Origin of the sequence: Lentzea sp. NPDC051838 (assembly GCF_040681245.1) — a bacterium.
In the GTDB taxonomy this organism is placed as follows: domain Bacteria; phylum Actinomycetota; class Actinomycetes; order Mycobacteriales; family Pseudonocardiaceae; genus Lentzea.
In genome coordinates this window covers 88,507-114,268 of sequence record NZ_JBFAYI010000003.1, presented here as the reverse complement: position 1 = coordinate 114,268, position 25,762 = coordinate 88,507, and the positions used below count along the sequence as shown (strand labels likewise).

At 69.0% G+C, this 25,762-nt stretch carries 18 protein-coding genes; 14 read left to right on the top strand and 4 right to left on the bottom strand.

Annotated features, from left to right (window positions below; translation table 11 throughout):
- Window positions 1-26 precede the first annotated feature (26 nt).
- Both AB0M24_RS09415 and AB0M24_RS09410 read right to left on the bottom strand, forming a co-directional pair.
- Window positions 27-2,387, bottom strand: a complete 2,361-nt coding sequence (locus AB0M24_RS09415; RefSeq protein WP_363763290.1) for a nitrate- and nitrite sensing domain-containing protein — start codon at window positions 2,385-2,387, stop codon at window positions 27-29.
- Window positions 2,388-2,788: 401 nt separating this feature from the next.
- Entirely contained in the window at window positions 2,789-3,670 is an 882-nt protein-coding gene (locus tag AB0M24_RS09410) for a helix-turn-helix domain-containing protein (RefSeq protein ID WP_363763287.1), read from the bottom strand.
- A 38-nt stretch (window positions 3,671-3,708) separates the two neighbouring features.
- On the opposite strand from AB0M24_RS09410, the gene AB0M24_RS09405 reads away from it, so the two are divergent.
- The 12 genes from AB0M24_RS09405 (at window position 3,709) to AB0M24_RS09350 (ending at window position 20,882) form a co-directional block, all read left to right on the top strand.
- Entirely contained in the window at window positions 3,709-4,179 is a 471-nt protein-coding gene (locus AB0M24_RS09405; RefSeq protein ID WP_363763284.1) for a Rid family hydrolase, read from the top strand.
- Between the two features lie 20 nt (window positions 4,180-4,199).
- The gene (locus AB0M24_RS09400) at window positions 4,200-5,132 is read left to right on the top strand and encodes an AraC family transcriptional regulator (protein WP_363763281.1); all 933 of its coding nucleotides are present in this window, start codon (window positions 4,200-4,202) and stop codon (window positions 5,130-5,132) included.
- Window positions 5,133-5,170: 38 nt separating this feature from the next.
- Window positions 5,171-6,970 carry an FAD-dependent monooxygenase gene (locus tag AB0M24_RS09395; protein ID WP_363763278.1) on the top strand — a complete coding sequence of 600 codons (1,800 nt, stop codon included), beginning with the start codon at window positions 5,171-5,173 and terminating at the stop codon, window positions 6,968-6,970.
- The gene (locus AB0M24_RS09390; protein ID WP_363763275.1) at window positions 6,967-7,974 is read left to right on the top strand and encodes a maleylacetate reductase; all 1,008 of its coding nucleotides are present in this window, start codon (window positions 6,967-6,969) and stop codon (window positions 7,972-7,974) included. Before AB0M24_RS09395 ends, AB0M24_RS09390 begins: the two co-directional genes overlap by 4 nt.
- Window positions 7,971-8,801 carry a dioxygenase gene (locus tag AB0M24_RS09385; protein ID WP_363763272.1) on the top strand — a complete coding sequence of 277 codons (831 nt, stop codon included), beginning with the start codon at window positions 7,971-7,973 and terminating at the stop codon, window positions 8,799-8,801. Before AB0M24_RS09390 ends, AB0M24_RS09385 begins: the two co-directional genes overlap by 4 nt.
- A gap of 33 nt (window positions 8,802-8,834) precedes the next feature.
- Window positions 8,835-9,734, top strand: a complete 900-nt coding sequence (locus tag AB0M24_RS09380) for a DUF6461 domain-containing protein (RefSeq protein ID WP_363763269.1) — start codon at window positions 8,835-8,837, stop codon at window positions 9,732-9,734.
- 352 nt (window positions 9,735-10,086) lie between these two features.
- Window positions 10,087-11,382, top strand: coding sequence for a helix-turn-helix transcriptional regulator (locus tag AB0M24_RS09375; protein WP_363763266.1), 1,296 nt, complete (start codon window positions 10,087-10,089; stop codon window positions 11,380-11,382).
- Window positions 11,383-11,409: 27 nt separating this feature from the next.
- Window positions 11,410-12,366 (top strand): MoxR family ATPase, encoded by a 957-nt coding sequence (locus tag AB0M24_RS09370; protein ID WP_363763263.1) that lies wholly within the window; start codon window positions 11,410-11,412, stop codon window positions 12,364-12,366.
- A 5-nt stretch (window positions 12,367-12,371) separates the two neighbouring features.
- Window positions 12,372-13,508, top strand: coding sequence for a DUF58 domain-containing protein (locus AB0M24_RS09365; protein ID WP_363763260.1), 1,137 nt, complete (start codon window positions 12,372-12,374; stop codon window positions 13,506-13,508).
- On the top strand, window positions 13,505-15,715 hold the full coding sequence (locus AB0M24_RS09360) for a transglutaminaseTgpA domain-containing protein (RefSeq protein ID WP_363763257.1): 2,211 nt from the start codon (window positions 13,505-13,507) through the stop codon (window positions 15,713-15,715). The genes AB0M24_RS09365 and AB0M24_RS09360 overlap by 4 nt, the downstream gene beginning before the upstream one ends.
- Window positions 15,712-18,294, top strand: coding sequence for a PKD domain-containing protein (locus AB0M24_RS09355; RefSeq protein ID WP_363763254.1), 2,583 nt, complete (start codon window positions 15,712-15,714; stop codon window positions 18,292-18,294). Before AB0M24_RS09360 ends, AB0M24_RS09355 begins: the two co-directional genes overlap by 4 nt.
- A complete protein-coding gene (locus tag AB0M24_RS09350) occupies window positions 18,291-20,882 on the top strand; it encodes a PKD domain-containing protein (protein ID WP_363763251.1) in 2,592 nt (863 codons plus the stop codon). The genes AB0M24_RS09355 and AB0M24_RS09350 overlap by 4 nt, the downstream gene beginning before the upstream one ends.
- Window positions 20,883-20,885: 3 nt before the next feature.
- Here the strand turns inward: AB0M24_RS09350 and AB0M24_RS09345 are convergent, their stop codons facing one another.
- Entirely contained in the window at window positions 20,886-22,256 is a 1,371-nt protein-coding gene (locus tag AB0M24_RS09345; RefSeq protein ID WP_363763248.1) for a toll/interleukin-1 receptor domain-containing protein, read from the bottom strand.
- Window positions 22,257-22,308: 52 nt separating this feature from the next.
- The gene (locus AB0M24_RS09340; RefSeq protein WP_363763245.1) at window positions 22,309-23,076 is read right to left on the bottom strand and encodes a class I SAM-dependent methyltransferase; all 768 of its coding nucleotides are present in this window, start codon (window positions 23,074-23,076) and stop codon (window positions 22,309-22,311) included.
- A gap of 299 nt (window positions 23,077-23,375) precedes the next feature.
- Here AB0M24_RS09340 and AB0M24_RS09335 point away from each other — a divergent pair, with 299 nt between their 5' ends.
- Together AB0M24_RS09335 and AB0M24_RS09330 are read left to right on the top strand one after the other, a co-directional pair.
- Window positions 23,376-24,653, top strand: coding sequence for an NDP-hexose 2,3-dehydratase family protein (locus AB0M24_RS09335; RefSeq protein WP_363763242.1), 1,278 nt, complete (start codon window positions 23,376-23,378; stop codon window positions 24,651-24,653).
- On the top strand, window positions 24,653-25,762 hold the full coding sequence (locus AB0M24_RS09330) for a DegT/DnrJ/EryC1/StrS family aminotransferase (RefSeq protein WP_363763239.1): 1,110 nt from the start codon (window positions 24,653-24,655) through the stop codon (window positions 25,760-25,762). Before AB0M24_RS09335 ends, AB0M24_RS09330 begins: the two co-directional genes overlap by 1 nt.

Here is a 25,762-nt window from a genome sequence, read left to right as displayed (position 1 = left end):
AAAGAACCTTTCAGTCGTAGGGGTCGTCACGGTTCGACGGGGTCGTCGGTCTGGCGGGCGCTTCGGGTGCCCCGCTGGAAGGCCGACATGCCGTCGCGAGTGCGTTCGGCCCGTTCCTCGGTGTGCGCCTCGGTGAGCTCGAGGTCGGGCCTGAGGTCGTCGTTGGCCAGCTGCGGCACGAGGTGCTGCTGTTTGCGGCGCCGTGGCAGCTCTGGCCGGGTGTCCTGACGCGAGTCGTCACCGTCCCGGGGGTCTTCGGCAGGCCACTGAGCGGCCGGCTGGTCTTGCGCCGGCAGCACACCGACGATGCTCCCGCTGTCCTCGTCCCTTTCCGTGACGATCGAACGGGAGCCGTGGTCGTTTCCCACTCCTCCCCCTGCCCAGAACTCGTTGAGCTCGGAGCTGGGCCGCGCGTCGAGCACGACGTCCTCGGCGACGGGAAGGGCGGCCTGCGCCAGGGACTGCTGCCGGAACGTCGGCTTCGGCACCATCTGCGGGGAGTCCGCGGGATCGGCCACGCCCGCCTCGCCGACGATCAGGTCGGCCGGCAGGAGCACCAGCGCGATCGTGCCGCCGGACGGGCAGTCGCGCAGCTCCACGTGGATGCCACGACGAGCCGCCAGCCGCGCGACGACGAACAGGCCCAGGCGGGACTCACCGCGCAGGCGCATGGCCTCGAAGTCCGGCGGCGCGGTCAGCATCTTGTTGTGCTGCTCGCGGTCCTCCGGCTTGATGCCGAGACCGTGGTCCTCGATCTCGATCACGAGACCCTGCGGCACCTCGCTGCTGTGCACCTCGACCTGCGAGCGCGGCGACGAGAACGACGTCGCGTTGTCGACGAGCTCGGCGATCAGGTGGATCACGTCGGCGACGGCGGCACCGGCCAGCGCGACCTCGGGCACCGGGTTCACCTTGACCCGCGCGTACTGCTCGGTCTCCGCGACGGCCGCGCGCACGACGTCGAGCATGCGCACGGGCTTGCGCCACTGCCGGCCCGGCTGCTCACCGGTGAGGATGATCAGGTTCTCGGCGTTGCGGCGCGCACGCGTCGCGAGGTGGTCGAGCTGGAAGAACGCGTCGAGGTGGTCGGGGTTCTCCTCCTCGCGCTCCAGCTTGTCGAGGATCTTCAGCTGGCGGTGCACCAGACCCTGGTTGCGGCGGGCGATGTCGAGGAAGACCCGGTTGACGCCTTCACGGGTCTGCGACTCCTTCACTGCCGCGGCGACGGCGGTGTACTGCGCGGCGTTGAACGCGTCGGCCACCTGACCGATCTCGTCGTTGCCGTAGTCGAGCGGCGGCACCTCGGCGTCGATGTCGATGTGCTTGCCGTCGCGCAACCGCTCGACGATGTCCGGCAGCTTCTCGTGCGCGAGCTTGAGCGAGTCGCTCTTCAGCGACGTCAGCCGGACGATCAACGCCTTGTTGACCAGGCGGCTCGAGATGCGGACCGCGAGGAAGATTCCGACGATCACCGCGACGAGGGCGATGAGGCTGCCGATCAGCACGGTGGTGAACTTGTTCTCACCGTTGGCCAGTGCCACGTTCACCGCGCCGGCCGACTGCTCCTGCACCATCGTCGTCAGCTCGGTCGACACCGCACGGCTCGACGTCTCCCAGTCGGACAACGTGACGGACGTGCCGATCGGCCGTTCCGCGTTCTGCAGCAGGCGGTTCTCCAACGTCACCAGCTGCTGCCACTGGGCGCTGCCGGTGACCGTCTTGAAGTGGTCGCGCACGTTCTGCAGCGCGTTGGGCTCGAGAGAGTTCAACGACGACCGGTACGCGCCCACGAGGTAGACGAACTCGCGGTGCTCCTCCGGCGTGAACTTGCCGGCCGTGAGCGCACCGGCGGCGACCGAACCGGCCCGTGACATCGAGTCGGCGGCCTGGAAGTACTGCACGGCGGCGAGCGCGCCCTGGACCGTCTCGGCGTCCGGCACGACGCGGGCCTGCGTGTTGAACAGCGAGGCACCGGCGTCGAGCACGCTGTTGTAGTAGCGGTAGACCTCGGGCTTGGACGCGGTACCGGCCTCCAGGGCGGCACGCTGCTGCGGCAGCTGGTCCAGCAGGCCGTTGAGCTTGCCGATGCCGTCGACGATCTCCTGCGGCGCCTGCGAGGCGAGCTCGGTGAACGCCGCCTTCATCTTGACCAGGTCGCCGTCCGTCACCTGCTGCTGCTTGACCAGCGCGGAGGTGTTGGAACCGGGCTTGCTCAGGCTGGTCATGCTGAGCTCGCGTTCCTTCTGCAGCGACGCGAACGACTGCACCGCGGGGATCGACGCGTCTCTCACCCCGGAGGCCACCAGCTGGAGATACAGACCGTCGAACACCGTGTAGGACGAGAACAACGCCCACATGGCCAGGAGGACGATGCTGGGAACCACCACGACACCAGTGAGCCGGGAACGAATTGTCTTGTAATTCGTCTCAGGCACGTTCTTCAGCTTCACAACGCTCCACGAGCACCCGAATTGGCGACGGAAAGATAGCATCGCGTGATCAACACGATCAACCGGCGATGATCTTGGGGGCGGCGTAGAGACTACTCACTCGGTTGACCATCGCAACACCCCCTCCCGCAGGTTCCGGCGGTTGAGATGAAGATGTGTTGTGGTGCGTGAACGCGCTCCCGCAGGTAGAACGGTCACCGATACGTCTTACGGGCACGCCGAACCCGACTGGGCTTTCTTCGGCTGAACACCACAAACGCAGTGGTTATTGTCGCAACTTGACATTCCACGTGAAGTATTCTAAGAGGAAACGCAGTGCAACCGACGGTCGCTTTCCGTCACCAATCGTTATTCGACGAATTCGACTTGCGGTAGGCCGTCGGGGTGGTGCCGACCTCGCGCCGGAACACCGAGCGGAAGTTCGAACCCGTTCCGAAGCCCGCAACTGCGGCGATGCGGTCGATCGGCCAGTCGGAGGTCTCCAGCAACCGGCGCGCGCTCAGGATCCGTTGCAGCGTCACCCAGCGCATGGGCGCCAGGCCCGTCTCCCGTTCGAAGTGCCTGATGAACGTGCGTCGGCCCAGGTGGCTGCGCTCGGCCAGCTCGTCCACCGTGATCGCGTCGCCGAGGTGCGCCATGACCCACTCGCGGATCGGCGACAGGTCCGCCCGCACCGGGCTCAGCACGTCGACGTACTGCGGCTGCGCGCCGTCCCGCGCCGGTGAGGCGACGACGTCCTTGCCGGCCTCGTGTGCTGCCACCACGCCGAAATCCGTGCGGATCAGGTGCAGGCACGCGTCGATGCCCGCGCCGGCTCCCGCGGACGTGAGCACCTTGCCGTCCTCGACGAACAGCCGGTTCTCCAGCACTTTCACGCGCGGGTGCAGTGTTTTGAGGCTGTCCAGGTACTTCCAGTGCGTGGTGGCGTCGCGGCCGTCCAGCAGACCTGTGGCCGCGAGGGCAAAGGTGCCTGTACAAATGGCCACCATTCGCGCCCCTCGGTCGGCAGCCTCCTGGATTGCTTCGAGGTAGCGGTCATCAGGCGGGATCTCCGGCTGGTCGTAGCCGGGCACGACGACGATGTCCGCTTTCGTCAGTCCCGTGAGGTCCTCGGTGCAGACGCTCACGTCGTAGCCGTCCTGCGCGCCGAGCACGTGCGCCGGGATGCTGAGGTCGAGCGGGATCACGTTCGGCAACGCCAGGATCGCGACGGTCAGCACCTCTCGGACAGTACGCCGGTTGTCACGATCCTTGCGGTATGCGGCACCGCTGGCGGTGGAGCCACGACGCCGGGTTCGCGACGCTCGGTGTCATGGAAACCCAGAACTTCGGTGTGCCGTGGGAAGAGATCTACGGCTACCAGCAGGCCGTCAAGCACGGCGACACGATCTACCTCTCCGGCCAGCTGTCGCACGACGGCGCCGACTTCGTGGCCCCGGCTCCTGTCGTGGACGGTCGCGTCACGGACTTCTCCGCCATGGAAGCCCAGATGCGGCAGACGTACGTCAACGCGGCCGAACTGCTCTCACGGTTCGGCGCAACGCTGGACAACGTCGTCGAGGAGGTCCTGTACGTGCTCGACATCCCGGCTGCGTTCGCGGCGGCGGGCCCGGTGCGCAAGGAGGCGTACGGACGGCCGGATCCGCAGGTCGCGAGCACTCTCGTCGGCACACCCGGCCTGGCGCTGCCCGAGCAGCTCATCGAGATCAAGTTCATCGCCCGTGTGTGAGCTGGGGTTATCTTGGTGGGATGGCGACCGTGCACGGCCTGACCAGGTTTCGCACGCACGACCTCCCGGGCTCGCGCAGGCTCGCCGGGTGGGAGGAGCACAACGCCCGTGCCCTGGTGGGCCTCGACGTGCAGCCGTTCGGCGACTCGTTCGACGGCACCGAGATCAACCTGACGCTGCCCCGCCTGCAGGTGGCGCGGGTGACCGGCACACCGCACGCCGTCGACCGGGACGTCCGGCAGATCGCCGAGCACCCGGCCGACGGCGTGGTCGTCTACTTCGCGCTGTCCGGGGAGAACCAGTTCTCGCACCGGGGCGGCACCTCGTTGATCGTGCCCGGCCAGGGACTCGTGGTGGACGGGGACCAGCGGTTCCGGCGGACGTTCCCGCGCGGCCTCACCGAGCTGGTGGTGAAAGCACCGCGGTCGTTGCTGCGCGAGATCCGGCCCGGGTCCGTGAAGCCGCACGTGTTCAGCTTCCAGAACGACGCGCACGCACGGGCGTTGGTGACGGCGCTGACCGGCGCGTTGCGCGGCGGACCGGCTGACTGGGACGGGCTGGAGACCGTGGCGACGGATCTGCTCGGCACGTTGCTGGGCGGAGGGTGCTCGGCCGCTGCGGATCTCGCTGCCGCGCGGGCGTTCATCGTCGCGCATCTGGCCGACCAGGACCTGTCGGCGGGCCGGATCGCGGCCGCCATCGGGTACTCCGAGCGGCACCTCTCCCGGCTGTTCTCGAAGTCCGGGCAGAGCGTGCCGCAGGCTGTGTTGAACACCCGGCTGGACGCGGCACGGGCGATGCTGGCCCAGCCGATCTCGCTGGCAGAGGTGGCGGCGCGGAACGGGTTCGTGTCGCAGGCGCACTTCTCGCGCACCTACAAGGCCCGGTTCGGGGTGACTCCCAGGGAAGGCCGCCGCGAGTTTTTGCCTGTTTCCGCCACAACTGCGAGCTGAGCCTTCACGGCCCTGGTTGACACGTCACCGTTCTCTGCATGGTGACCTTCCACGACGGCCTCGCCGACACCGCCCCACCGACGCACACCGCGGTCGAGACCGACGTGCTGATCGTGGGATCCGGTCCGGCAGGGGCTTCTGCCGCGCTGTTCCTGTCCACCCTGGGCGTCCCGAACATCATGATCACCAAGTACCGGTGGACGGCCAACACGCCGCGTGCGCACATCACCAACCAGCGCACGATGGAGATCTTCCGCGACGTCGGCATCGAGGACCAGGTGCTCGCCGACGCCACCCCGCACCACCTGATCGGCGACACGGTGTTCTGCACCTCGATCACCGGCGAGGAGATCGGCCGCATCCTCACCTGGGGCAACCACCCGGCGCGGCACGCCGACCACGAGCTCGCGTCGCCGTCGCACAACTGCGACATCCCGCAGACGTACCTGGAGCCGATCCTCGTCCGCAACGCGACCGCGCGCGGCACGCAGACCCAGTTCAGCACCGAGTACCTGGGGCACACGCAGGATGCGGACGGCGTGACCGTGCGCGTGCTGAACCGGCTGACGGGCTCGGAGTACACGATCCGGGCGAAGTACCTGATCGGGGCGGACGGCGCCCGGTCCGCGGTGGCCGCCGACCTGGATCTGCCGTATGAAGGGCAGATGGACGTCGCCGGGTCCATGAACATCACGTTCAAGGCCGACCTCACCGAACTCTGCCGGCACCGGCCTTCGGTGCTGTACTGGGTGATCCAGCCCGGCGCGAACGTCGGCGGCATCGGCGCGGGGCTCGTGCGGATGGTCCGGCCGTGGAACGAGTGGCTCATCGTGTGGGGCTTCGACCTCGCACAGGGCGTGCCCGAGGTGACCGAGGACGACGCGCTGCAGATCGTGCGCAACCTCGTCGGCGACCCGGCTTTGGACGCGGAGATCACCGGGATCTCGTTGTGGGGCAACAACGAGCAGTACGCGACTACGTTGCAGCGCGGCCGGGTGTTCTGCGCCGGGGACGCCGTGCACAAGCATCCGCCGTCGAACGGACTCGGCTCCAACACGTCGATCCAGGACTCGTACAACCTGGCGTGGAAGCTCGCCTTGGTGCTGAACGGGCAGGCCGGCTCGTCGTTGCTCGACACCTACACCGCTGAACGTGCTCCCGTGGCGAAGCAGATCGTGTTGCGGGCCAACAAGTCCGCCCGTGAGTTCGGGGCGTTGTTCGAGGCGCTCGGGCTCGACGCGGCCGAGTCCGCGGAGCAGATGCACGCACAGATCGAGGAGCGCAAGGACATCGGTGTGGCCGGTGCTGCCAAGCGGGCCGCTGTGCGGGAGGCCATGGAGCTGAAGAACTACGAGTTCAACGCTCACGGCGTGGAGATGGGTCAGTCGTACTCGTCGACGGCTGTCGTCCCTGATGGCACGACACCTCCTGAGCCTGCCCGCGATCCGGAGCTGTACTACGAGCCTTCGACGTTTCCCGGGGTCCGTTTGCCGCATGTGTGGGTGGGCGACAGCAAGCGCAAGCTCTCCACCCACGATCTGGTGCCGTACGGGCAGTTCACGCTGCTGACCGGTGTCAACGGCGACGCGTGGACCGACGCCGCGCAGAAGGCAGCCGACCGCCTCGGCGTGCCGGTGCGGACCGTCGTGATCGGGCCTGGGCGTGAGGTGACCGACCTGTACTTCGACTGGTCGCGACTGTCCGGTGTGGACGAAGACGGCGCCGTGCTGGTGCGACCGGACAAGCACGTCGCCTGGCGGAGCACCGCGCTGCCGGCCGATCCCGAGGGCGAGCTGATGTCCGTGCTGACCGCCGTTCTGAGCAGGGAGAGCGCATGAGCTGGGAGCACGTCACGCTCGGCCAGCGGGTGCGGTTCGGCACCGGCCAGGCCGCTTCTCACCTCGCTGACGAAGTCGAACGCCTTGGTGCGCAACGGGTCATGCTGATCGCCGAAGAGACCGCGCCGGACGTCGCGTCGGAGATCGAGGTGGCGGTGCGCTGGACCGACGTCGCGCCGCACGTGCCGGTCGAGATCGCCGAACGCGCCCGGAAGCAGGCCGAGGACGTCGACCTGCTGGTGAGCGTCGGCGGCGGGTCGACGACCGGGCTGGCCAAGGCGATCGCGCTGACCACCGGATTGCCGATCATCGCTGTGCCCACCACGTACGCAGGCTCGGAGGCGACCAACGTCTGGGGTCTGACCGAGGCTTCGCGCAAGACGACCGGCAGCGACGACCGCGTACTGCCCACGACCGTCATCTACGACGCCGCCCTCACCGCGTCGCTGCCCGACGAGCTCGCGATCGCCTCTGGTTGCAACGCTTTGGCCCACTGCGTCGACTCGATGTGGGCTCCGCGTGCCGACCCGATCAACCAAGCGCTTGCGGTGGAAGGCATTCGGGCGTTGCGCGGTGGGTTGCGCCGGATCGGCAGCGTGGAGGGCCGCGAGCAGACCCTGTACGGCGCCTACCTGTCCGCCGTGGCGTTCGCCTCCGCCGGATCCGGGCTGCACCACAAGATCTGCCACGTCCTGGGCGGCGCGTACAACCTCCCGCACGCCCAGACGCACACCGCGATCCTGCCGTACGTGCTGGCGTTCAACACTCCCGCGGCTCCTGAAGCCGGTACGAGGATCGCCGAGGCGTTGGGAGGCGACCTGATCACCCTCTACGGCGAGATCGGCGCCTCGCACGTGCTGCACGGCGTGCCCGACGTCGTAGAAGCGGCCAAGCTGATCATGCCGTCCGCACCTCCGTCGAACCCGCGTCCCGTCACCGAGGACGACCTCACCGCACTGCTCGCCGCTGCCTCGGCGGGCCAGCTTGAGTGGAGCCGAGCATGACCACCCAGCAGGACATCGAACAGCGCCTCACCGACGAGGTCGTCGCCTCGTTCGCCAACACCCCGGACCCGCGCACTCGTGAGCTGCTGCAGGCGCTCACCCGGCACCTGCACGCGTTCATCCGCGAGGTGCGGCTGACCGAGGACGAGTGGACGAAGGCCGTCGAGTTCCTCACCGCGACCGGGCACATCACCGACGACAAGCGGCAGGAGTTCATCCTGCTGTCCGACGTGCTGGGCGCCTCGATGCAGACGATCGCGGTGAACAACGAGGCGTACGGGAACGCCACCGAGGCCACGGTGTTCGGCCCGTTCTTCGTGGAGGAGTCGCCGTTGGTGGGCAACGGCGGTGACATCAACGCGTCCGGAACCCCGTGCCTGGTCGAGGGATCGGTGCGCGACACCGACGGAAACCCCGTTCCCGGCGCCAGGATCGAGGTCTGGGAAGCCGACGAGGACGGCTTCTACGACGTGCAGTACGGCGACGACCGCGTCACCGGCCGGGGTCACCTGTTCTCCGAGCCCGACGGCAGCTTCTCGTTCCGGGGCGTGAAGCCGACGCCGTACCCGATCCCGGACGACGGCCCGGTGGGCGCGCTGCTCAAGGCCTCGAACCGCTCCCCCATGCGTGCCGCGCACCTGCACTTCATGGTGTCCGCGGCGGGGTTCCGCACGCTCGTCACGCACATCTTCGTCGAGGGCGACCCGCAGCTGGAGATCGGCGACTCGGTGTTCGGCGTGAAGGAGTCGCTCGTCAAGAAGTTCGAGGACCAGCCGGACGGATCGACGCGCGTCCGGTTCGACGTCGTTCTGGCCCCGCAGCAGTAGTGTCGTCCCCCAGACTCGCATCTGGGGGAACACATGCGGATTGATCTGTCCTGGGCCGACTCGCTGCACACCGACCCGTTCCTGAACGACATCTTCTCGATCGCGTTCGTGCGGGGCGTCGAGCCGCTCGACGCGCTGCGGCGGATCGGCGGACACCCGGACACGCTCGCCGAGCGCACGCCGGAGGACATCGTCGACCTGTTCGACTTCGACCACGGCTATCCGTCGGTCGCCTCGGTGCTGGGGCTCGGCGAGTGGACCGTCCTGCTCCAGCCCAACAGCTGGGAGGTGGGACACCTGGCCGACGCGCTGTCACGGCGCACCGAGGCGGTGTCCGTGACGCGGCACGACTACGCGTCGCCGAGCTTCACGCACGCCGTGGACGGCAGGATCGTCACGTCCCTCGACCCCAGCTACCCGTACGCGCCCAGCGTCGCCGATCCCGAACGCATGCTGCCGCTGCTGCGCCGAGCGGGCTTCTACCCGTTCGACGACGAGGACGAGAACGCTCAGATCGACCACCCCATCGCCAGGGCGCTGCGGCTCGCGTTCCTGCTCACCGGCGTGCTGCCGGACCTCGAGCAGCTCACCGAGCCGTTGCCGAGCATGCACTTCGACAGCTGGTTCGCCCGCCCCCGGCCGTACCGGACCGAGAGCGACCCTCTCGGCGAGGCTGTGTCGATCGCCGCGGAACTGGGCCTCAGCGACACTCCGGGCCTGGCCGAAGCACTGGCGGCCGCTCGTCGGGGCGAACCCGTGGTGGTCGCCCAGGACAGCGAGCTCGGCGGGCACGTCCGCGAGTGGCTGAAGTTCTCCCGCTTGGGATCGTGGTCGCTCAACAGCGCCAGATCCAGGATGACCGAGGAAGAGCGCCGCTTCGCCACCCGCCACGGCTGGCTGCTCAACGCGCTGCAGTGCGCGTTCCAGCCCTGAATCTTTCAGGAGGGCGCGCCCGTCCAGTCCCTGTTCATGTTCCCTCCCCCTCACACGTTTTGCTGTGGCGGCAGGACCTGGCCCCCAGCCCAGCCCTGCCGCCACCCCCCAGGCCGGCCGCGATGTCACCCGTCGCTGCCGTGCACCAAGCATCACTCCACACGAGGCGGAAAGGCAGGGGTCTCCCGTCTCCCGCTCGTGCAGGCGACGGGAGACGCCTGGGAATCGGCAGGACGGCCGATCAGACTCGTGTTCGTGCAGCCAGGGGTCAGCCTTGCCGAAGGGTCGGGTCTGTGCCTCCGACGTGGGGGTTCGTTAGTCTGCGATGGTCTATTCGCGGTCTGGGGGCCTCATGGCTGAACAGTCGGATGTCTTTGGTGTGGAGTTGCGGCGTCTGAGGACGGCGGCGGGCTTGTCGCTGTCGTCGCTGGCGCAGCAGGTCCACTACAGCAAGGGCTATCTGGGCAAGATCGAAACTGGCATGAAGCAACCAGGTGTTGATCTGGCCCGGCGCTGTGACGCGGTTCTTGGAGCCGGTGGACGTCTGGCCTCCCTCGTGGACCAGCCCGCTCCCGCGAGCCCGCCGGCAGCTGTCGAGGCCGACGGCGAAGTGTGGGTGATGAGCATGGCTCCGGACGGATCGAGCTGGATGGTCCCGATGCCCCGGCGTGAGGCGATCGCGGCAGGCGCGGCCTCGTTGCTGGGACTGACGCTGGGAACGCCGCGCAGCGCTTCGGCGGCCGCGGCGCACGACGGGACGCTGACGGCGTTCCGGTCGTTGTTCGCGCAGGTCAGGCAGCTGGGACAGACCACGAGCCCGTCGGTGGTGCTGCCGATGGTGACGGTGCACACCCACACGTTGCGGGGCATGGCCAACGGCGCGCCGACGCCCGTGCGCGAGCAGCTGCTGGGCCTCGCCGCGCGCTACAGCGAGTACGCCGGGTGGATGGCCCAGGAGGCGGGCGACGACAGGGCCGCGATGTGGTGGACCCGCAACGCCGTCGAGATGGGCGCCGCCGCCGGCGACACCGAGCTGGCCACGTACTCGCTGATCAGGCAGGCACTGATCACCCTGTACCGCGACGACGCCGTGGGCACGATCGACCTGGCCCAGCAGGCGCAGGCCGCGCCCGGCACGTCCCCGCGCGTGCAGGGCCTCGCCGCGTTGCGCGAAGCCCAGGGACACGCCCTGGCCTGCGACTACGACGCCTGCCACCGCGCTCTCGACCGCGCCGCGGCGTTGCTCGACAAGGCCGACACCGCGAGCGGCATGACGATCGGCTCGGCCTCGGTCAGCGGCGCCGACCTGAACCAGCTGGTCACGGCCTGGTGCCTGCACGACCTGGGCCGTTCCCGCGAGGCAGCCGACGTGATGGACCGCCAGCTGTCGCTGGTGCCGGACAACGCCCACCGCACGCACGCCCGTTTCGGCGCCCGCCGAGCCCTCGCCTACGCCGCCGCAGGCGACATCGACCACGCCGGCGCGCTGGCTTCGAAGGTCCTCGACGCCGCGGAGCTCGTCGACTCGGCTACCGTCCGGCAGGACCTGAAGCGCCTCGCCCGGCTGCTCGGCCGCGAGCGCGAACATCCGTCGGTGCGCGACGTGTACCCGCGGCTCAACGCGGCGTTGCGCAGTCCGATCCACTAGTTTTGTCGAGTTTCTGGGGGAACTGAAGTGTCCGATGCCGCGATCTTCCAGCGCAGGTTCGAGGCGCTGGCCGCGAACGTCGAGGACTTCATCCGGGGCAAGCCCGAGGTGGTCAGGCTCGCGCTGGTCTGCCTGCTCGCCGAGGGTCACCTGCTGATCGAGGACGTGCCGGGCGTCGCCAAGACCTCGCTCGCCAAGGCCATCGCCCGCTCCGTCGCGGGCGCCGAGGTCAAGCGCATCCAGTTCACCCCCGACCTGCTGCCGTCCGACGTGACCGGCGTGCAGGTGTACGACCAGGGCCGCTCGCGCTTCGAGTTCCGCCAGGGCCCGGTCTTCACGAACATCCTGCTGGGCGACGAGATCAACCGAGCCTCGCCCAAAACCCAGTCGGCGCTTCTGGAAGTCATGGCCGAGGGGCAGGTGACCGTCGACGGCCATCCGATCGCCGTGCCGTACCCGTTCCTGTGCATCGCGACCCAGAACCCGGTCGAGCACCAGGGCACCTACGCCCTGCCCGAGGCGCAGCTCGACAGGTTCATGATGCGGATCAGCATCGGCTACCCCGAGGACCTGGCCGACGAGGTCAGCATCCTGTCCTACGGCGTCACCCGCCGCCGTCCGGACGAGCTGAAGTCCGTGATGGAGCTCGACGACCTCAGGCTGATGATCCGCGCGGTCCGCGAACAGGGCGTGGCCGACAACCTGCGCGAGTACGTCGCACGGCTCGTGCGCGCCACCCGCGTCCACCCGGACGTCGAGCTCGGGGTGAGCCCGCGCGGCGGCATCGCCCTGATCACCGCCTCGCAGGCCTACGCGCTGGCCGCCGGTCGTCCGTTCGTGACGGCCGACGACGTGAAGGCCGTGGCCATCCCGGTGCTCAACCACCGCCTGCTGCTGACCCCGGAAGCCCGGATCCAGCAGCGAACCCCCGAAGCCGTGCTGTCCGAGGTGCTGGCCGCCGCGCCCGTCCCGGCAGGCCGGTGAGTGGTGTGCTGACCAGATCCGGGGCCGGGATGACCGCCGCCGCCACGGGTCTGGTGGCGCTGGGCGTGTGGGCGGACTACCCGGAGCTCGTGACGCTCGGCCTCGCCGCCGCCGGCGCCCTCCTGCTGGCGGCCGCGTGGCTCGTCGTCTCCCCCAAGCTGACGGTCGTGCGCGAAGTCCGGCCCCGGCGCGTGTTCGAGGGCAGCGCCGCCCAGGCCACGCTGACCGTGACGAACGTGGGCAAGCGCGACAGTCCCCCGCTGATGGTCACCGAAACGGTCGGCGGCGACCGCACCACCGTCACGGTGCCCGCGCTGACCGCCGGCCACAGGTGCACCGTCAGCTACCCGCTGCCGGTCGCGCGCCGAGGCCGGTACCTGATCCCTCCCGTCGAGCTGGGCCACTCCGACCCGTTGCGGCTGCTGCACCGCGGCCGCGCGTCCGGCGGCGAGCTCGTCGTCCACGTCTACCCGCGCGTGCACCTGCTGGCGTCGATCACCGCCGGCGGCCCCCAGGACGCGGAAGGCCAGACGACCAGCAGCGCCCCACTCGGCGGCGTCGCGTTCCACAGCCTGCGGGAGTACGCGCCGGGAGACGACTGGCGCCGCATCCACTGGGGCGCCACGGCCCGGACCGGCACGGTGATGACCCGCCACGTGGTGGTGCCCGACGAGCCGCGCCAGCTGATCGTGCTGGACACCGGCTCCACCCCTTATCCCACCACGCAGTTCTTCGAGGAGGCGGTCCGCGTCGCCGCGTCGTTCTGCGTCGCGGCCGAACGCTCCAGCCTGCCCCTCCAGCTGCGCACCACCGCCGGCGTGGAACGAGAGTCCAGCGGCACCGCCCTCGAGTTCCTGTCCACTGTGGAGCGTTCCGATCGCGGGCTCGTCGGGTTGACCGACCTCGTGCGGGACGTGGTGTCGGACAGCCAGGGCGTGGCGCTGACCATCGTCACCGGCCGCGTGGACGCCGAAGCCGCCCAGCTGCTGATGTCGTTGCGCTCCAGGTTCCTCTCCGTCAACCTCGCCCAGCTGGTCTCAGCGGACTTCACCCTGCCGGCGCGCCCGCGCGGCGTGCTCGCGGTAGCCGCGCCGAGCAGCGAGCAGTTCGCCACGCGCTGGAACCGGCTGGTGCTGCGATGAACTGGCGGAAGCTCGTGCCAGGCGGCGCACTGGCCGAGGTGGTCCTGACGCTGATGGCCTGCGCGGCGGGCCCCCTGGTCTACCACCGGTTCTTCACCACCGGCTACCTCCCGGTGCTAGCACTGGCGTTGGTGGCAGGCGGACTCTCGGCCGCCCTGGGCCACCGTCGCGTGTGGACGACCCTCGCGCTCGGTGTCCTGGGGCTGGCCACAGTCATGGTCTACGGCGTGTTCGACGGCGTGGCCTCAGCAGTCCTCGGCGGCGTGCGCGGCAGCTGGAACCGTCTGCTCACCGTCACCGCACCGGCCGACACGTGGGGCGAACTGCTGGCCGCACCTGCCCTGGTGGTCTGGGCGGCGGCGTTCTCGTCGGTCCTCCTCGTACTGCTCACGCGAAGCGCACTAGCGCCCCTCCTGCCTCCGTTGGCAGGCTTCGTGTTCGCCCTCTTCGTCGCGGGCAACCAGGCAGGCAGCCACCAGGTAGCCACTATCGTCTTCCTGGTCTCCGCTCTGGTCCTGATCGCTCTCCGCACCCACCGCGGCCACACCCGCGGCACGGTTCGCGTCGAACGGCAGTCCACCAGCCCTGTCGCAGCACTCGTCGTCGTCGGCTCTGTGGTCGCCGCCAGCGCGTTGTTCGGCGTGGCAGGCGGCCAGTTCTCATCCCTTGCCTCCGGCGAGCACCGTTTCGACCCGCGTGACGTCCTCGCGCCGCCGATCGTCCGCACCGACACTCTCACCCCGTTGTCACAGCTGAAGAAGCAGCTCAACGAGTCGCCACCCCGCACTCTCTTCACGGTGCGCACGGACTCCGAATCGACCCGAATCGACCGCGTGCGCACTGCCGCCCTCGACACGTTCGACGGCACCACGTGGACCTCCTCCGACACCTACCGCGTGGCCGGCGGCAGCCTCACCACCGACCCGGAGCTGCAGCACAGCAAACCGGTGTCCGCTCACATCGAGCTGAAGGAGCTCACCGGCCCGTACCTGCCGGTCGTCGGCTGGCCGTCCAAGCTGGCGGCGACGGGCGAGAGCCGAGGCCGCTTCGGCTTCAACCCGGACTCAGGCGTGGTGGTGAGCAACGGCCCCACCTCGCGAGGACTCAGCTACGACGTGACAGGTGAGGTCGGAGTCCGGGACAAGGGACTGTCGTGGGCCACCCCGTTGGAGAACAACCTGCCGCCGCTTCCGGGCGGCGTGCCGGAAGCGCTCGACAACGCCAGCAAGTGGTTCGACGGCGCTCACTTCGATCGGCTCGTCCAGCTCGAAACCTTCCTGCGCGCCAAGAGCTACCAGCTCAACCGGCCGCCGGGGCACTCCTACGCCACCATCGCCCGTCTCCTGTCGGCTGAGGACGCGACGAACGGATACTCGGAGCAGAACGCCGCGGCGTTCACCGTGATCGCCAGGATGTGGGGACTCCCGGCCAGGGTCGCGGTCGGGTATCGCCTGCGCCACTACCAGGGCGGCGTGTTCCAGGTCACCACCGCAGACGCCCACGCGTGGTCCGAGGTGCACTTCTCGGGCTACGGCTGGGTCGTGTTCGACCCCACCAACCCCGACGACACGAGCAAGCGGAACCCGCCGCCGGAGGCACCTCTCGTGGTTCCGCCGCAACCCGCGCCGCCGACCGCCGCTCCGCAGGCAGCCCCTCCGGCCGCGTCGCAGCCCGCCGACGCGGCTGATGAACAGGGTTTCAGCTGGGACAACGTTCTGAACGGCAACGTGGTGCTCGCGCCTGCCGCCGCTCTGCTCGGAGCATTCGCGACTGGGTTCGTGGTGCTCTTCAAGGTTCATCGCCGCAGGCGCCGGCGCCACGCAGCCGACCATGCGGCGCAGGTGCTCGGAGCGTGGCACGAACAGCTGGACCGACTCGCAGAACGCGGTATCTCGCCATCGGTCTCACTCACGTTCCTCGAGGTTGCCGAGCACGTGCGGGCGGTCCTCGGTGAGGTGGCGAACCCGGTCGAGGAGACCGCGGAGCTGGCGACCACGGCGATCTACGCACCTGGGCATCTCGACCGAGCCGCGTCCGTTCGGGCCTGGGAACTGGTGGCACAGCTGAAGTCCGGACTCTACCCAGGACGGGTGTCCGCGGCACGACTGCTCGCGGCGTTCGACCCGCGTCCACTGTGGACGACGTGGAGCGTCGCGCGTCAGCGGCGGCAGGCCGGCGAGAGCCTGGAAACGGGGCGGTACCGGTGAAGCGAAGGCACCACCGAGCCGCGGCCGCGCTCGCTTCTGCCGCTGCCGTCGCCGCGGCCGTTCTGGTGGTCGGGCCGGGGTACGAGACCTCGCAGGTGCGGATGCACTCCGGCACGGCCTGGCTCGCGTCGGGCCGGGCTGGAGAGGTGACGCTGGTCGACGGCTCCGCTGCCGAGGTCAAGGCCCACGTGCCAATCGCGGAGGCGGGCGCCGCGCTGTCCGTGGCCCGGCAGGACGGTTCCGCCTACGTCCTGAACACGAAGACCGGCGGGCTGAGCCGCGTCGACAGCGCCACGGAACGGGCCTCCCCGCCGACCGCCGTTCTTCCCGCGAGCGACGGCCTTGCCGTGCTGTCCGCGCCGGGCGCCCTGTACGCGATCGACGTCCACAGTGGACTTGTCGCCGAGTTCGACCCTGCCACGATGACCACGCGGGGCGAGCCGGAGAAGCTCGCGGAGGAGATCCGGCCGTACAACGTCGTCGTGGACGCCCGCAGCACGTTGTGGACGGTGGACGACGCCTCTGGCGAGCTGGTCTGGCTGACCAACGGCGAACGCCGGGCCCGCGCCATCGCGGCGAAGAACGGTCGACTGACGATCACCGATGGCAAGCCCGCGCTCGTGGACGTCGAACACGGCACCGCCGAACTGCTGAACCCTGCGACCGGCAACGTCGCGAGGTCCGTCCGGCTCGAGCCACGTGCGAGCGGCAGGGTGGCCGTCAGCGGCTCGGCCGACCGGTCCCGGCTGCTGATCGCGGCCGACGGCGAGCTGGTCACCTGCGCGTTCGACACCGGCTGCGCGACGCCGGTCAAGATCAGCTCGGCTGACGCGGACCTGGGCGCTCCGGTCGAGGTCGGCAACCACGCGGTGGTGCCCGACCACACCACCGGGCAGGCGACGATCGTCGACCTCGCCGGCTCACGGGTGCTGGCCCAGCGGCAGCTGTTCGACGCGCCGACCCGATTCGAGCTGATCTCCCAAGACGGCATCGTGTTCTTCAACGACCCGTCCGGCAGCACCGCCGGAGTGCTGGACCTGTCGGGAGACGTCCGGACGATCACCAAGTACACCGAGGACCAGGTCCCGGACAAGATCCCTCCGACACCCGACCAGCCCGCGCGAGCCGACCAGGCGACGAAGACCGACCCCGCCAAGCCCGCGATCGGACTGAGCCTGCCTGGCGACACCGACCCGTCCGCCTCGGTGAACACCACGCCGAACCCCGTGGCGTCCATCGTGGTCAAGCCGGGCCATCGCGGTGTGGTCGGTGCCGAGTTCGAGCTGATGCTCGCCACTGCAGGCAAGGCCACCGCTCAGTGGGCGTTCGGCGACGGCATCGAGGCTTCCGGCACCTCTGTGCGGCACAGCTGGCAGCAGCAGGGCGTCTACACCGTCCGTGCGGCCGTCACGTTCGACACGGGAGCCCGAATCGAGACGACGACGACGGTGACCGTGGACCCGCCCGAGGCGCCGCCGAGCATCACCGCGCTGACCTTCCGGCGGCCGAAACCGGTGATGGGCGAGTCCGTGCACTTCAACGCCGAGACCACCCGCAAGCCCGACAGGTGGGAGTGGACGGTCACCAAACCCGGCGAGCCCACGCCCGAGGCGACCTCGCAGGCAGCCGAGTTCGACCACAGGTTCCCCAGCGCGGGCACCTACACCGTCTCGCTCACCATCACCACGGGCGCACACACCGTGCAGTCATCCCGCCAGCTCAAGGTGGGTCGCGGCTGGCCAAGGGCGTGGGGCAACCCACAGCACAAGCGACTGGAGATCCCGCAGACGGCCTGGGGCGGCGTCGTCGCGGTCCAGGCGGCGAACCGTCACGTGCTGGCGTTGATGGCGAACGGCTCGGTGATCGGCTGGGGTTCGGACTCTTTCCGCAAGTACTGGCAGCCTCCAACGGACGTGTCCAGCGATGTCATCGCGATCGCCGCCATGGGGGACCACAGTCTCGCGCTGAAGGCCAACGGCTCCGTGATCGCCTGGGGCGACAACACGTACGAGCAGGCGAAGGTACCGGAAGCAGCTCTTCACGATGTCGTCGCGATCGCTGCCGGGAACTGGCACAGCCTGGCGTTGAAGTCGGACGGCACCGTGATCGGCTGGGGCGGCAGGCCTGGCGAGGACAAGGCGGACGTGCCTCCCAACGCACGCAGCGGCGTGGTGGCGATCACCGCTGGACGCTACATGAGTCAGGCGTTGAAGGCCGACGGTTCCATCGTCACGTGGGGCAGGATCAACGGTCGTCAGGCGGACATCCCACCGGAGGCGACCAGTGGCGTGCGTGCTCTCGCAGCGGGGAGCGTGTACTGCCTGGCGCTGAAGAACGACGGCTCGATCGTCGGATGGGGTTCGTCCATCATCGTGCCGCCGATTCCAGATGAGGCGAAGCACGGCGTCGTCGCGATGGCCTACACCATGGACCACGCCCTGGTGCTGAAGGAGGACGGCACCGCGTTCGGCTTCGGAGGCAACAACCACTTCGACGAGATCACGGTGCCGCGCATCTACAGCACCGGCGTACTGGCGATTGCCGCCGGCATCAACTACAGCATTGTGGTGACGGAATGAGATTCCTGACACGCAAACGACTTCTGACCGCCCTCGCCTGCGTTGGCGCGCTCGCCGCGGCCGTTCTGGTGACGGGCCCTGGCTACGAGGCCGCTCAAGTGCAGATGCGGACCGGCACGGTGTGGCTCGCGTCGAGCCAGACCGGCGAGGCCACCCTTGTGGACGGCGCCTCCGCCGAGGTGAGGGCACACGTCAAGGTCTCCGCGGCGAACAGGGGGCTGAGCGTCGTTCAGCGGGGCAACACGGCCGTCGTGCTCAACCTGGAGACCGGAGAGCTGAGCAACGTCGACAGCGCTACTGAGCGGGTCTCCCCACCGGTGAACGTTCTTCCGGCGAGTGAGGGCCTGATCGTGCTGCCCGGCCAGGACGCGTTGTACGTAGCAGATGTCCACAACGGACAAGTCGCGTCCGTCGACCCCACCTCGCTGACCACGCGGCACGAGCCGGAGCGGCTGGCGGACGCGTTCAAGCCGGAGAACGTCGTGGTGGACGGCCGCGGCACGGTGTGGGCGGTCGACGACGCCACCGGCGACCTGGTGTGGTTGAACAACGGTGAACGAGGTAAGCGCGGCACCGCGGGCAAGGGCGTCCGGCTGGCGGTCACCGACGGCAAGCCCGCGCTGGTGGACGCCGAAACCGGCACGGCCGAACTGCTCAACCCCGAAACCGGCAACGTCGCGCGATCGGTGCGGCTCGACCTGCCCGGCGACGCGGTCGCGGTCGGAGGATCGGCAGATCAGGCGAGAGTGCTCATCGCGACCAGCCAGGGCGAGCTGAGCTCGTGCGCGTTCGACTCCGGGTGCACCGCGCCCGTGCTGGTCGGTTCCGCCGGCGCAGCGCTCGGGACACCGGTCGAGGTCGACAACCACGCCGTCGTGCCCGACTACTCCACCGGTCAGGTCACGATCGTCGACCTCGCGACCTCGCGTGTGGTCGCCCAGCGGCAACTGTTCGACAAGCCGACCCGGTTCGAGCTGATCACCCGCGACGGCATCGTCTTCTTCAACGACCCCCGCGGCAACGCGGCCGGGGTCCTGGACCTGTCCGGTGACACCAGGACGATCACCAAGCACACGCGGGCCGAGGACGGCACCGCACCCGTGCCGGACCGATCCACGAAGACCGACCAGGTGGCGAAGACCGGGCAGCACAAACCCGGCCTCGGCCTCCCCACACCGAACGACCTGCCCTTCCAGCCGAACCCTCCGGCCCCGGTTCCCGCGGCGTCCATCGTCGTCAAACCGGGCAACCACGGCGTGGTCGGGGACGTGTTCGAACTGACGATGAAACTCCAGTCGCCCGGTGACACCACCGCGCGGTGGTCGTTCGGCGACGGATCTGAGGCCACCGGCACCACGGTCCGCCACAGCTGGCGGGAGCCGGGGGTCTTCACCGTTCGTGCCACCGCTTCCCTCTCCGGCGGAAAGCAGGTGCGTGCCGAGACCGCGGTCACCGTGGACCCGGCGCAGGCTCCGCCACGGATCGCGGCGCTGAACGTCCGGCCCGCCAAGCCGGTGATCGGGCAGCAGGTGCGCTTCACCGCCGACACCACTGGCAGCGCGGAGAAGTGGGCCTGGAGCATCACCGCACCGGGGAACCCGATCGCCGCCGTCACCGCGCAGACCCCCGGGTTCGTCCACGCGTTCACCACCCCTGGCACCTACACCGTCTCGCTCACCACCACCGCGGGCAACGGCCAGACAGCGCACTCCTCCACGCAGCTCACCGTCTCGCGGGGCGCAGTCAAGATCTGGGGCGACGCCGACGAGTTCAACCTGGACGATGTCCCCGAGGAGGCCTCGAGCGGGGTCGTCGCGATCGATGCCACCGCCCAGCACTGCGTGGCGCTGAGGTCCGACGGCCGGGTTGTCTCCTGGGGCGCCCCAGACGACGGGCGGGCAACGGTGCCGTCGAACGCGCTCAGCGGAGTGGTCGCCATCGCCGCTGGTGGTGCCCACAGTCTGGCTCTGAAGTCGGACGGTTCCGTCATCACCTGGGGTGCCCAACTCGATGATCTGCAGATCGTTCCCGAAGCGGCCAAGCACGACGTCGTCGCGATCGCGGGCGGAAGTCTGTTCAGCCTGGCCTTGAGATCGGACGGCAGGGTCGTCGCCTGGGGCGACGACCTGGCGGGCACGACGACCGTTCCCGACGCCGCCACGAGCGGTGTCATCGCGATCGCCGCCGGCATCAACCACGCCCTGGCGTTGAAGTCGGACGGCTCCGTTATCAACTGGGGCTACAGCTCCTGGACGAACCTGGAGGTACCGGACGCGGCCAAGAGCGGCGTGGTCGCCATCGCCGCGGGCGACGACCGTTCCCTGGCGGTGAAGGCGGACGGTTCCATCATCGAGTGGGGGATGATCTGGGAATCCGAGCGACCGATGCCGCCCGCGGCGCGAAACGGCGTTGTCTCGATCGACCTCAGCTCCCACCACGTCCTGGCCCTGAAGGCGGACGGCTCCGTGCTCGGCTGGGGTGCCGACCTCGCGGGCGAAACGTCCCTACCGGCCGAGTACGACCGAAGCGTGACGACCGTCGCCGCCGGCCCGGGCTACAGCCTGGCCGTGGTGGACGATGCCGGTTGACGATCAGGAGTAGCGGGCATGGGTGGCCTGACGCAGCTCGCGCCAGGCCGTGCTCACCTTGTCCGGCTCGCCGTCGAACGCGCCCGCGCGCAACAACGGCGAGTCGACGTTGAGGCGGGCGAGGTTGCGTTCGTAGATCACGTCACCGGCCTGGTCGAGGCGCACCGCGAACTCGCCGAGCGACGAGAAGGCGCCGTCGTGCAGCTCCAGCAGGCTGCGCAGGAACTCGTAGTCCGCGAACGCCCACTCGAACCCGCTGCCGTCGACGACGTTGAAGAAGACGCGGCTCAGCACCTGCCGCAGTTGCACGCTCAGGGCCTGGTGCGGGGGCATGCCGTCCCACGACGGGAGGGCCGCGGCGTGGCGCGGGTCGACCACTCCTCGCAGGGCCAGGGCGCGCAACGCCACGACGCGGCCGTCCGTGGTGCGGCAGAGCAGGCGGTGGACCAGGTCTTCGCGGCCGGACGCGACGGCTGCCACGCCGATGACGTAGACCAGCAGCAACGCCGGGTACAGCGCCGCGTTGACCCACACGTCCTGGGCGCTGCGGTCACGAGGCACGGGACGCAGGAAACGTTCGACCAGGGTGACCCACAGGTCGTCGTGGCGGCGGTCGCCCGAACGAACTCCGATGGCGACCAGGCGCAGCAACGGAGCCAGGTCGTGTTCGTAGCCGGTGAGCCGTTTTTCCAGCTCGGAGGGCAGTTCGTGGTCGTCGAGGCGGCCGGTGGTCGGGTAGCGCGACTCGGTCAGCAGGTCGAGGACGGACGAGGCGGCGGACGTGACGCGGTCGGTCACGGTCTGGCCCACCGGCTCGGCCAGGGCCTGGCGGAACTCGGTGACCGGGCTGCGCAGCTCGCCTTCCGCCGGGCGGTCCGAGCGCGGTGCCGGAGCGGGACGCGGGGCCACCAGCTCCGGCACCAGCTCGACGAGTTCGTCGACCAGCCTGGGCAGGTCCAGGTCGTCGCTGCGGTGGTGAATGCGCAGGTACTGGCAGCGGGCGAGACGCTTCAGGGCGTCCGGCAGGTCGTCCTCGGTGAGCGGTGAGATGCCGTCCATCAGCACCGGGATCACGCGCAGGCCGCATTGGAAGGCCTCGGTGATCTCGCGGCGCACCCAGTCGTCGGTCTTCTCGAGCCTGCGGACGCCCTCGCGGTCCACGGCGCCGGACCAGCGGGGGCCGATGAGCGCCAGCAGCACCTCGCACCGGCGCAGGCCGCTGAGGATCTCGCGGGAGAAGTCCTCGCCCAGCCTGATCGACTGGCTCGCGTAGAAGACCTGGTCAGCCCCGAAGCGCGCGCTCAACTCCCGCTTGACCAGGGCAGCAGCCCATTCACCGTCTCCGGTGCGGTAGTTGACGAACACGCCAGGCATCGCCTGAACCCTCTCATAGGTGAGCTCTGGCGTGGAGATTACTGACTGCCTCTCAGCTGCTCCGGTAGACCTCGGTGATCTCGCGGACCTCACCGGCCAGGCGCTGCTGGATCTGGTCGAAGAAACGGGAGTTCCGCACCAGCTTGGGGCGCTTGAGCAGCGGCCGGCGCACGTCGCGGCGGAACACCGAGAGGCAGTCGGAGAAGTCGGTGCCGCCCCACGGGATGAGCTCCTGGGCCACGATCCTCAGGCCGCCCGCCTCCGCGTACTGGCGGAACTTGGCCGCGGACATGGTCGGGGCGCGCCAGTGCTCGTTGCCGACGGTGAGCTCGCCGGTCTTGGGGTCGCGGTAGGAGTCGATGTTGGAGTGGTGGAACACGCCGGTGCCGCCCGGCCGGAGCTTGCGACCGAGCTGCGCCAGGTACGACTGCAGCACGTCGTGTTCGGCGTGGACCAGCGAGTCCCAGCTGAACACGAAGTCGATCGAGCCGTCCTCGATCATGTCGAGCGACTTGCCGTCGTTGACGTGGTAGTCGATGTGGTCGAAGTCCTTGAACCGTTCCTTGCACGCGTCGATGCACGGCTGGGTGAGGTCGACCAGCGTGAGCTTCTTGCTGGACGGCACCAGGAACTGCGTCGCGCGGCCGAAGCCCGGCGCGATCTCCAGCGTGTGCTCCGACGGCAGGAACGGGCTGATTCTCGGTTGCAGGAACCAGGCCCACATGGCTTCGGTGCCGCCGAACCCGACGGACCACTCGTCGCCCTTGTCGGCCCAGTCGTAGTTGGCCCAGCGGTCGTGGTTTTCCTCAACGCTCGGCATCGCGCCCCTACCTCGTCGGTCCCTTGGGTGGGGGCGAGGCTACCGCTGCCGGCCGCACTTCGCGGGGTCATTTGACCACTGAGGTGAGACCGTCGTCGCAGATCGGTCCCGGAACGGTGTCTCCACCACCTTTTCACTACCGCCGGCATTACCGTCAACGAATCCATCGGGCATTGAGGTGTGCTTTCGTCTACGTGCTGAGACGATGAAACGTTTACATCCAACCGAGACGAACCTAAATGATGGATTTCTCCGCGAGTCGCGTGACAAACTCCGAATCCTCGTCCCCGGGAGGTGCGGTGTTCCAACACATCGCGGAGTTCCACGATTGGTGGAGTTTCCGGAAACAGGCTCATCCTTTCCACGTCACCCAGGTGCCGCTCGATCGGCTCAACGGCTGGTCAGCGGACCGGGAGACCGGCACGATCCGCCACCACAGCGGCCGGTTCTTCTCCGTGGAAGGGCTTGAGGTCAGCACCGACCACGCCATTGCCGAGGAATGGTCGCAACCGATCATCGACCAGCCGGAAGCGGGAATACTCGGAATTCTGGTGAAGCGCGTGCGCGGGGTTCCCTACTTCCTCATGCAGGCGAAGGCGGAGCCGGGAAATGTCGGCGTCGTCCAGCTCTCCCCCACCGTGCAGGCCACGAAGAGCAACTACAGCCGAGTTCACCAGGGCAAGGCGGTGCCCTATCTGAAGCATTTCCTGGCCCCGCGGCGGGGGCGGATCCTGTCCGACGTCCTGCAGTCCGAGCAGGGCGCGTGGTTCCTGCACAAGCGCAACCGGAACATGATCATCGAGGTGGACGACGTCGAGGTGCTCGACGACTTCTGCTGGCTGAGCCGCGAGCAGCTGTCCGAGCTGTTCGCCGTCGACAACCTCGTCAACATGGACTCGCGGACCGTGCTCGCGGGCTACCCGCTGCCGGGTACCAGCGCGGGCACGCACAACGACACCGCGAGCCTGCTGAGCTGGTTCACCGAGGCCAAGTCGCGCTACCGGCTCGACCGCAGGCGCATCCCGCTCAACGCGGTCAAGAAGTGGGTCTGGTCGCCGGAGAGCATCCGGCACGAGGACGACAGGTTCTTCTCGGTGATCGGCGTCGACGTCGTGGCCGGCAACCGGGAGGTCACCGGCTGGTCGCAGCCGTTGCTCGCGCCCAGGCACCGCGGGCTGGTGGCGTTGCTGACCCGCCGGGTCGACGGGCAGCTCCAGGTGCTGATGCGCGCGCTGACGCAGGCCGGCACGCACGACATCGTCGAGATCGGGCCGACCGTCCAATGTGCGCTCGGCAACCACAGCGAGCCGCCCGCGTTCGTCGAGCACGTGCTGGCCGCGCCGAGGGAACGGATTCTCTTCGACACCGTGCACTCCGAGGAGGGCGGCCGGTTCTACCACGCCGAGAACCGTTACGTCGTCGTGGATTCGGGCGAGCTCCTCGACGACGCCGGCCCCGACTTCACCTGGATGACCCTGCCCCAGCTCGCCGAGATCGCCCGCTACGGCAACCACGTCAACGTCGAGGCGCGAAACCTGTTGGCGTGCCTCATCTTCCAGCCATCCGAAGGACGCTGATGACCACTCGAGTGTGGGACTACCTGGCAGAGTACGAGAACGAGCGCGACGACATCCTCGCGGCGGTCGACCGCGTGTTCCGGTCCGGCACGCTCATCATGGGCGAACGGGTGCACGCCTTCGAACGGGAGTACGCGGACTACCACGGTATCGAGCACTGCGTCAGCTGCGACAACGGAACGAACGCGCTCGTGCTCGCCCTGCGCGCCCTGGGAGTCGGGCCGGGCGACGAGGTGATCACGGTGTCGAACACCGCGGCTCCCACGGTGATCGCGATCGACCAGGTCGGCGCCACCCCGGTGTTCGTCGACATCGACCCCGCGACCTACCTGATGGACACGAGCCAGGTGGCGGAGAAGGTCACCGCGCAGACCAAATGTCTGCTGCCCGTGCACCTGTACGGCCAGTGCGTCGACTTGGAACCGTTGCGGCGCATAGCCGACGAACACGGACTCAAGATCCTCGAAGACTGCGCGCAGGCACATGGCGCACGGCACAACGGGGTGCTCGCCGGGACGACCGGGGACGCGGCCGCGTTCTCCTTCTACCCCACCAAGGTCTTCGGCGCGTACGGCGACGGTGGCGCGGTGCTCACCAACGACGACCAGGTCGCCACGAACCTGCGCCGGCTGCGCTACTACGGCATGGAGAAGCAGTACTACGTCGTCCAGACGCCCGGCCACAACAGCAGGCTCGACGAGGTGCACGCGGAGATCCTGCGCACCAAGCTCAAGCGGTTCGACGGCTACCTCGCCGCCCGCCGCGCCGTCGCCCAGCGGTACCGGGACGGGCTCGGCGACACCGGGCTGGTGCTGCCGGAACTCGCCGAGGGCAACGACCACGTCCACTACCTCTACGTCGCCCGCCACCCGGAACGCGACGAGATCCTGGAACGCCTGAAGGCGTACGACATCGAGCTGAACGTCAGCTACCGCTGGCCGGTGCACACGATGACCGGCTTCGCCCACCTCGGCTACGAACCGGGATCGCTGCCCGTCACCGAACGGCTGGCGCACGAGATCTTCTCACTGCCCATGTACGCGTCGCTGCCGGAAGGCCTGCAGGACAAGGTCATCAGCGCGGTTCGCGAAGTCCTGAAGGGACTGTAG